This window comes from Arenibacter catalasegens (assembly GCF_002909235.1).
Taxonomy (GTDB): Bacteria; Bacteroidota; Bacteroidia; order Flavobacteriales; family Flavobacteriaceae; genus Arenibacter; species Arenibacter catalasegens.
The window spans coordinates 58,857-66,419 of sequence record NZ_PHQQ01000016.1 but is presented as its reverse complement, the minus strand read 5'-3'; the positions used below and the strand labels follow the sequence as shown (position 1 = coordinate 66,419).

Below are 7,563 nucleotides of genomic sequence, written 5' to 3'. Positions count from 1 at the left end.
TTAACCGAATATACAATGCGCAGTAAACTATTAATCTTTGTGTTGCTTTTAAGTACCCTGGCCACTAGTGCACAAGAACTTAATTCGCCCCAACTTTCACAATATTTGGCAGATAATCCTTTTGTGTTATCTCCAACTTACGCCGGTATTGGCGATCACGTGAAAATTAGGTTGAACGGACTTGCACAATGGGTTGGAATAAAGGACGCACCTAGAACCCAATCCCTGGCCGCAGATATGAGGATAGGGGAGAAATCAGGGCTAGGTGTCTTTCTATACAACGACTCCAACGGTTATACAAAACAACAGGGATCACGGATTTCCTTCGCACACCATTTAACATTAGATCGTTATGAGGACGAGTTTTTATCCTTTGGTATATCTTATAATTTTAACCAATTTAGATTGGATGTTCAAAAATTTGTAGATGCAGGTTTTGATCCCGGAGTTACCAATGACAGGTCCACATCCAACCATAATTTTGATGTTGGACTTTTGTACCGAAAAAATGCCTTTTATTTCAGTGTAAATGCGTCTAACGTTATTAACAAGGATGTGTACATATTCGATCCTATCTATGAGCCCAGTAAACTTAGAAACTTCTATGTTTATTCAGGATACAGATACAAAAAGTCCAGAAACAGCAATATGGAAATAGAACCCTCTATTTTATACAAAATATTTGAAAGTGATGGTAGATCGGAGGCCGATTTAAACCTGAAATTCAGATGGTATGATTTTGAGGATTACTATTATGCAGGTATTACTTACCGTTTCTTAAATGACCAAATTGGAAGGCCCTTATATATAGCTCCCTTAGCCGGACTTAAAAAAAATAATTTCTATTTTGGATATTCCTATCAGATAATTCTAAACGAAATATTAGGTTATAGTACAGGTACCCATGTTGTAACTATTGGGGTAGACCTATTCCAAGGAATAAGTAATTGTAGATGTACCTATTAAAATTTCGACTTAAATAAATACATAAGATACTCAGACCAAAGACTGATCCCACCCTTTAAAATTTACATAATTTCTATTCTTTTACGATTAGATTAATCTAATTTTACACAAATTATCAGTACTGTGGGAAAAATAAAGGTTAGCAACATAAAAGTTTATGCCAATCATGGTTGTCTTAAAGAAGAGACCATTATTGGCAGTGATTATCTAGTAAATGTTGAGGTAGATGCGAATTTAAAAAAGGCATCCCAAACCGATAATCTTAATGAAACTGTTGATTATGTGCACATAAACCAAATAGTTAAGGAAGAAATGTCAATTCCTTCAAAACTATTAGAACATGTAGCTCAGCGTATTCTCCATAGAATCTTTGAAGAAATATCCATAGCAACAAAAGTAAAAGTTGCCGTATCCAAAATGAATCCTCCCATTGGTGGAGATGTACAGGAAGTAACCATAATACTTAAATCTAAAAGATCAGGATTTTAGTTTTTGAAACTTAAAAAAAGTATTACCTTTGCACAGCAAAATGGCATTGTGGCCGAGTGGCTAGGCAGAGCTCTGCAAAAGCTTGTACAGCGGTTCGAATCCGCTCGATGCCTCTAAACCTTCATCTTAATTGGTGAAGGTTTTTTGTTTTAAACAATGTCCATGTAGAAAAAAACATCTGCTTACTCCCTGATAAGCTCTATCCCCTTTTCTATATTCAATTGATCTTTAGGAAGAAACCCTTTAATAATCAAGACCAACCCACAAACAACCAGAATTATTCCTAGTCCTTTTTTTACCAAAAGTATTCGTCTTATAGTTAGTTTTCTCCTTAATTGTTTAGCTAATAATATTTTAAAGATATCAGTAACAAAATAAGCCCCGATCATAGCGGCAAAGAAAATTATAATTCTATTAGAATCATTATCCAAACTAGGCCCTACCACAATTATAATACCCAGCCAAAATACAAGTACCCCTATATTTATAAAATTCAATAAGAATCCCTTAACGCACAAACTAAGGTAGTCCCCCTTAGTAATCCTAATTTTCGTTTCCTGTTTATGGGATTCTTTCTTAAAAACATTGGTAAGGCCATAAACTAATAAAATAGTCCCTCCAAAAACATAAAGTCCTGGATGATTACTAAGATTTTCCAATAATTGAAAACTACTAAAATAGGCTAAAGAAATAAAAATAATATCGGCAACAATAACACCGAAATCAAAACATAAGGCCGCCCTAAACCCTTTAATTGCACTAGTCTCAAGAAGTACAAAAAAAACAGGTCCAATCATAAAGCTTAATAAAAAGCCCAATGGAATTGCTGCCTGTATGTCTTCTATCATAAACTTGCTTTACTTACATTCTCGTTATCTTACCACCAAAAATTGTTTTCTCTTCCATTTTAGCAGGATTTCCATAAACCATAACCTCTCCACCCGCTTTTACGGCCGCTTTTACATAGTCTGTAGCAAATACCTCCGCCCTAGAGCCAGCATTTACATTAATAGTGCTGAATTTAGTTTTAAAATCCTTTCCCTTATAAATTCCTCCAGTATTTATCTGTACGTCCTGAATGTTAGAGGTGCCAGAAGCAGAAATAATACCCCCTGTAACACTTTTTATAAGCATTTGGTCTACTTGGGCACTAATAATCAACTCTCCACCTTCTTGTGCTTTAAGTTCCAGAATATCTTGCCTTATTGACTCTTTAGAAGTAATTCTAGCATCTTCATTAGTATCTATTACAACAATTTTTTCGGTATAATGCAAATCCACAAAAGTTCTATAGCCACTAAATAGCTTATTAACTTCCATACGAATCTTTAGAACACCATCATTATTAACAATGGCTACATTACTCGTATTCGCACCAGTAATTACAGCCTTGTTAACGTCTGATTTTATTAGGTTCACAGACAAACCATCAAAGGCTTTAACTTCTTTAAATGGCTGTAAATTTTGAGTTACCTTTTCGTTTTGCGACCTTAATGAATGGGTCGCAATAACAAACAAAAGCATCACTATTAATTTTTGATCCATTATTTTAGAGCTATAGTTTTTAGATTAATACTTTTAACCCAAAAACATTCTTTCCGGATAAATTCCGTAACACATATTCATGTCCCAGTAACAATTCTTCCAACTTTATCGAGCTAACTCAATTAGTTAAACAAATTCCATTCCAAAACAAAAATTTAGTCGTTTTTTCCAATTAAGGAAAAATCCAAATGCCGCTTAATTAAATCAGTACTCTTAACCATCACTACAACCTCATCACCCAATTGATAAGATTTCTTGGTTCTTTCCCCAACAATTGCGTATTCCTTTTCATCAAAGGTATAATAATCATCTTTTATATCCCTTATCCTTATCATTCCTTCACATTTATTCTCTATAATTTCAACATACAGACCCCATTCGGTAACCCCAGAAATTACACCTACAAACTCCTGGTCCTGGTGATCTTCCATAAATTTAATCTGCATATATTTAATAGAATCCCGTTCAGCATTTGCTGCCAAACTTTCCATATCAGAGGAATGCTTGCATTTTTCTTCATAGGATTCTGCCTTTGGACTTTCGCCACCGTCCAAATAATGTTGTAACAGTCTATGTACCATAACATCCGGATACCTTCTAATAGGAGAGGTAAAATGCGTATAATAATCAAAAGCCAATCCATAATGGCCAATATTATCCACGGTATAAATTGCCTTGCTCATACTACGAATGGCCAAAGTATCTACCAAATTTTGTTCCTTTTTCCCTTTTACATCCTCCAAAAGCTGATTTAGGGAATCACTTATTGATTTTTTGTCCTTAAAATTTAATTGATGTCCAAAACGAGAAATAATCCCATTAAGTGCCATTAATTTATCCTCATTAGGTTCATCATGAACCCTATAAACAAAAGTTTTTACGGGTTTTTGTGTACCTATATAACGGGCTACTTTCCTGTTGGCCAACAACATAAATTCTTCAATTAGTTTATTAGCATCCTTGGATTCCTTAAAATAAACTCCTTCAGGTTCCATTTTATCATTAAGATTAAAACGTACCTCAATTTTATCAAAGGATATAGCCCCTTGCTCCATACGTTTATCACGCATTATTTTTGCAAGACGGTCCATTGTCAAAGTGGCATTAACTACCTCCTCACCAACGGTATAAGCACTTTCTCTAATAGATAATTCCTGGGGAATTGCGCCATTACCTGTCTCAATAATGTGCTGAGCTTCCTCATAAGCAAATCGTTCATCCGAATTAATTACAGTACGTCCAAACCACTCCTCTTTTATGATTGCATTATCATCAATTTCGAAAATGGCAGAAAAAGTATATTTCTCCTCATTAGGACGTAGTGAACAGACATTATTTGATAATACCTCCGGTAACATGGGTACCACTCTATCTACTAAATAAACAGAGGTTGCCCTGTCATAGGCTTCATCATCCAAGATAGTACCTGTTTCCAAATAATGGGAAACATCCGCTATATGAATGCCAATCTCATAATTACCATTTTCTAATATCTTAAAAGAAAGGGCATCATCAAAATCCTTCGCGTCCTTTGGATCAATAGTAAACGTTAACGTATCCCTAAGATCTCTTCTCTTCGCTATTTCTTCTTCTTTAATACTGGTATCCAGAGTATTTGCATACATTTCAACCTCCGTTGGAAATTCATATGGAAGCCCATATTGTGCCAAAATAGAATGTATTTCTGTATTGTGCTCTCCAGGTTTCCCCAATACTTGGGTTATAGTCCCAAAAGGGGAATCCGCATTATCTGGCCATTCATTAATTTCTACAATTACTTTATCTCCATCCTCAGCAGTTGAAATTTTATTTTTAGCTACAAAAATATCAGTATACATTCTGTAATCCGTTGGGCGTACAAAAGCAAAATCTTTTTGCATATCCATAATACCAACAAAGGCCATCTTATTTCTTGATACTATCTTAGTAATTTCACCTTCCAATTTTTTTCCTTTTCTTCTAGGAAAAATATATACTTCTACTACATCTTTATGGAAAGCCTTCTTTAACTTATTAAACGGAACAAAGACATCATCGTCCAAACCTTCCACTATTATGTACGCATTTCCCCTACCTGTGATATCTACTGTTCCGGTATGGTAGGTCTTATTTGCCGCTATAGCCTTATAAGCACCTCTTTCCTCCTCCAAAATTCGTTTCTTTTCCTTTAATTCTACCAGTCTTTGAATAAGAGTGTTCCTATCATTGGCATCTACTACACCAATTTTAGCAGCAATTTGCTTATAGTTAAAAGATTTCTCTGGTTCCTTTTCAAGAACAGTGAATATACCTCTGGTTATTTCGTTTTTTCTTTGATTTTTGTTTCTATTATTATTCTTTGACATTAACACTTTAATTTTTGGAAAATTACGAATTATAATCCATTGTCCTTAATTTCCAATTTTTAGTTTCCATCTTCTTTAATAATAAATGTTGTTATGAACATCTATTATATATATATGTTTTCTTTTTTCTTAAATTTAAATAAAATGGTGATTATAATGGTGTGTTTATAGTAGCTATAAAAAAGTACCATTTAATTTGCTTTGAACCATTAAATAAGTTTATTGACAATTTATACAACAAGTAAATATTCTAAATCAATGACTTAAATGGGTTATTAATATTTGTTGACAACCTATATCAACATAAAATTATTGAAAAGTTAATGTAATGGGAATGTTAATTACTTCGTTTAATTATTTGATATCTTTCTATTAGATTCTAAGAAGTAAATTATTCATTTAGAATAACATTTTGTAAAGCAAAATTAAAGCGGATAATAAAAATTTAATATTTACTTTTTATAAGTAGTTTGTTAACAATAAGCCATTATCCTTAAACTACTAAATAACAACGGTTTTCTTATTTTATAAAATTTATGTTGTTAATAACCTAGTTTCTGTGGTGAAACCATAGGTATTTGTACATTTGTGTGTGTATGAGTACTTATTTCATATACATATTATATTACTTTTTTTATTAATAAAGAACCTAAAACAATGAAAATAGCCATAGGTAATGATCATGCTGGAACAGAGTATAAACTTGCCATAATTGGATTATTGAAATCTATGGGCATAGAAGTAATAAATCATGGTACAGATGGCACTGATAGTGTTGATTATGCTGATTTTGTACATCCAGTAGCTAATGAAGTAGAGGAGGGGAATGTAGATTTGGGAATTATAATTTGTGGAAGTGGCAACGGAGTTTCTATGACCGCAAACAAGCATCAGAAAATTAGGGCGGCATTATGTTGGACAACCGAGATTGTACAGTTGGCCAAAGAACACAATGATGCTAATATACTAAGCTTACCTGCTAGATTTATTTCATTACCGCAAGCGTTGGAAATGGTAAAAACATTTTTGAATACTTCCTTTGAAGGTGGTCGGCATGAAAGAAGAATAGAGAAAATTCCATGTAAGTAAAGAAATTGCTAATTTGATAGCACCTGCTTTATAACACATATCTACAAGTTTTACACTTTTAAAATTGCTTTATTGGATTAATTTATGAAGGTAGAAATAAAAAAGTTCCATGAACTTTCGACTCAGGAACTATATGATATTTTACAACTAAGAAGTGAAGTTTTTGTTGTGGAACAGGATTGTGTTTACCAAGATTTGGACGGAAAAGATGTAAAGGCCCTTCACATAATTGGGTATAAAAACAAAAAAATTGTAGCATATACTAGGGTCTTTAAGGCTGGAGACTATTTTAAAGAAGCGAGTATAGGTAGGGTAACGGTAAGAAAATCCGAAAGGCAGTATGGGTTTGGTGTACAAATTATGCAGGCTTCAATTGAGATTATAAATAAAACTTTTGGACCGACCGCTATACATATTTCAGCTCAAAAGTACTTGACTAAATTTTATACTTCTTTAGGTTTTAAATTAATTGGGAAGGAATATTTAGAAGATGGCATTCCCCATGTTGCAATGATAAAGGAATAGTTTTTATTTATTTCCCGTGATTCATTTTACAATATTCAAAAAAAAAAGAGCTGTATATACAGCTCTTTTTAAAATATGGTTTAACGATGCCTTTTTAAATTTTAATGGGTGTTTTGTCACTTAAATTTATATCCTCCAACATACTATCCGTAAATTTATAGTGCCCTTTGGTAGTTATAATTTTAAAGCGATTAGAATTCATTCGGCTTAGAGTATCCAAAAACAACCATTTGGATTTTAACAATAATGGCCTATCTGATTTTAAACTGATTTCAAAATAGTATTTTTTACCATTTTTTAAAGCCACTATATCGGGAGTAATTTTGGTGTCGCTACCTTTTTTTAAATAAGATTTTGGACAATCATAACCTTCTAAATCCGCCTTGATTTTCTCAAAACCGTGCGCTTCCAAATGGGAAATGGATTTCTTTATGAACTCCTCGTTAGCTGACTTTTCAATTTTTATCATAGTTGTAATTTACGAAAAAAAATCGATAAAAAGCAAATAAATACGCTGATTAACAGTTATTTAAGTGGAGTTTAACAAAATAAATGGAATCGTAGAGTAAAGTACTGCTAGTATTAGTGCATCTTGGTGTTGTGC

At 33.0% G+C, this 7,563-nt stretch carries 8 protein-coding genes and 1 tRNA gene; 5 read left to right on the top strand and 4 right to left on the bottom strand.

Annotation, left to right across the window (positions count from 1 at the left end):
* Positions 1–15: 15 nt before the first annotated feature.
* The 3 genes from CWD90_RS13440 to CWD90_RS13430 all read left to right on the top strand — a co-directional run bounded on the left by CWD90_RS13440 (position 16) and on the right by CWD90_RS13430 (position 1,568).
* Positions 16–966, top strand: coding sequence for a PorP/SprF family type IX secretion system membrane protein (locus tag CWD90_RS13440; RefSeq protein ID WP_103476586.1), 951 nt, complete (start codon positions 16–18; stop codon positions 964–966).
* A 123-nt stretch (positions 967–1,089) separates the two neighbouring features.
* The gene (gene folB / locus CWD90_RS13435; RefSeq protein ID WP_103476585.1) at positions 1,090–1,455 is read left to right on the top strand and encodes a dihydroneopterin aldolase; all 366 of its coding nucleotides are present in this window, start codon (positions 1,090–1,092) and stop codon (positions 1,453–1,455) included.
* A 42-nt stretch (positions 1,456–1,497) separates the two neighbouring features.
* Positions 1,498–1,568 (top strand) — tRNA-Cys (locus tag CWD90_RS13430).
* A 69-nt stretch (positions 1,569–1,637) separates the two neighbouring features.
* Here CWD90_RS13430 and CWD90_RS13425 read toward each other — a convergent pair.
* The 3 genes from CWD90_RS13425 to rnr form a co-directional block, all read right to left on the bottom strand.
* Positions 1,638–2,303 carry a LysE family translocator gene (locus tag CWD90_RS13425; protein ID WP_103476584.1) on the bottom strand — a complete coding sequence of 222 codons (666 nt, stop codon included), beginning with the start codon at positions 2,301–2,303 and terminating at the stop codon, positions 1,638–1,640.
* Positions 2,304–2,316: 13 nt separating this feature from the next.
* The gene (locus CWD90_RS13420) at positions 2,317–3,000 is read right to left on the bottom strand and encodes a head GIN domain-containing protein (protein WP_103476583.1); all 684 of its coding nucleotides are present in this window, start codon (positions 2,998–3,000) and stop codon (positions 2,317–2,319) included.
* A gap of 155 nt (positions 3,001–3,155) precedes the next feature.
* Complete coding sequence (gene rnr, locus CWD90_RS13415; protein ID WP_103476582.1) at positions 3,156–5,345, bottom strand: ribonuclease R; 2,190 nt, start codon at positions 5,343–5,345, stop codon at positions 3,156–3,158.
* Positions 5,346–6,002: 657 nt separating this feature from the next.
* Here rnr and rpiB point away from each other — a divergent pair.
* Positions 6,003–6,434, top strand: coding sequence for a ribose 5-phosphate isomerase B (rpiB, locus tag CWD90_RS13410; protein WP_103476581.1), 432 nt, complete (start codon positions 6,003–6,005; stop codon positions 6,432–6,434).
* An 84-nt stretch (positions 6,435–6,518) separates the two neighbouring features.
* Positions 6,519–6,959: a GNAT family N-acetyltransferase gene (locus CWD90_RS13405; RefSeq protein ID WP_103476580.1), complete on the top strand. Its 441-nt coding sequence runs from the start codon at positions 6,519–6,521 to the stop codon at positions 6,957–6,959.
* Between the two features lie 94 nt (positions 6,960–7,053).
* On the opposite strand, the gene CWD90_RS13400 is transcribed toward CWD90_RS13405, so the two are convergent.
* Positions 7,054–7,428 carry a hypothetical protein gene (locus CWD90_RS13400; RefSeq protein ID WP_103476579.1) on the bottom strand — a complete coding sequence of 125 codons (375 nt, stop codon included), beginning with the start codon at positions 7,426–7,428 and terminating at the stop codon, positions 7,054–7,056.
* Between the last annotated feature and the right edge of the window lie 135 nt (positions 7,429–7,563).

What these genes read in the sequence shown, in the direction of transcription:
- CWD90_RS13440 (WP_103476586.1), top strand. Translation starts at nt 16, where the DNA reads ATGCGCAGTAAACTATTAATCTTTGTGTTGCTTTTAAGTACCCTGGCC.
- CWD90_RS13425 (WP_103476584.1), bottom strand. Translation starts at nt 2,303, where the DNA reads ATGATAGAAGACATACAGGCAGCAATTCCATTGGGCTTTTTATTAAGC.
- CWD90_RS13420 (WP_103476583.1), bottom strand. Translation starts at nt 3,000, where the DNA reads ATGGATCAAAAATTAATAGTGATGCTTTTGTTTGTTATTGCGACCCAT.
- rnr (WP_103476582.1), bottom strand. Translation starts at nt 5,345, where the DNA reads ATGTCAAAGAATAATAATAGAAACAAAAATCAAAGAAAAAACGAAATA.
- rpiB (WP_103476581.1), top strand. Translation starts at nt 6,003, where the DNA reads ATGAAAATAGCCATAGGTAATGATCATGCTGGAACAGAGTATAAACTT.
- CWD90_RS13405 (WP_103476580.1), top strand. Translation starts at nt 6,519, where the DNA reads ATGAAGGTAGAAATAAAAAAGTTCCATGAACTTTCGACTCAGGAACTA.
- CWD90_RS13400 (WP_103476579.1), bottom strand. Translation starts at nt 7,428, where the DNA reads ATGATAAAAATTGAAAAGTCAGCTAACGAGGAGTTCATAAAGAAATCC.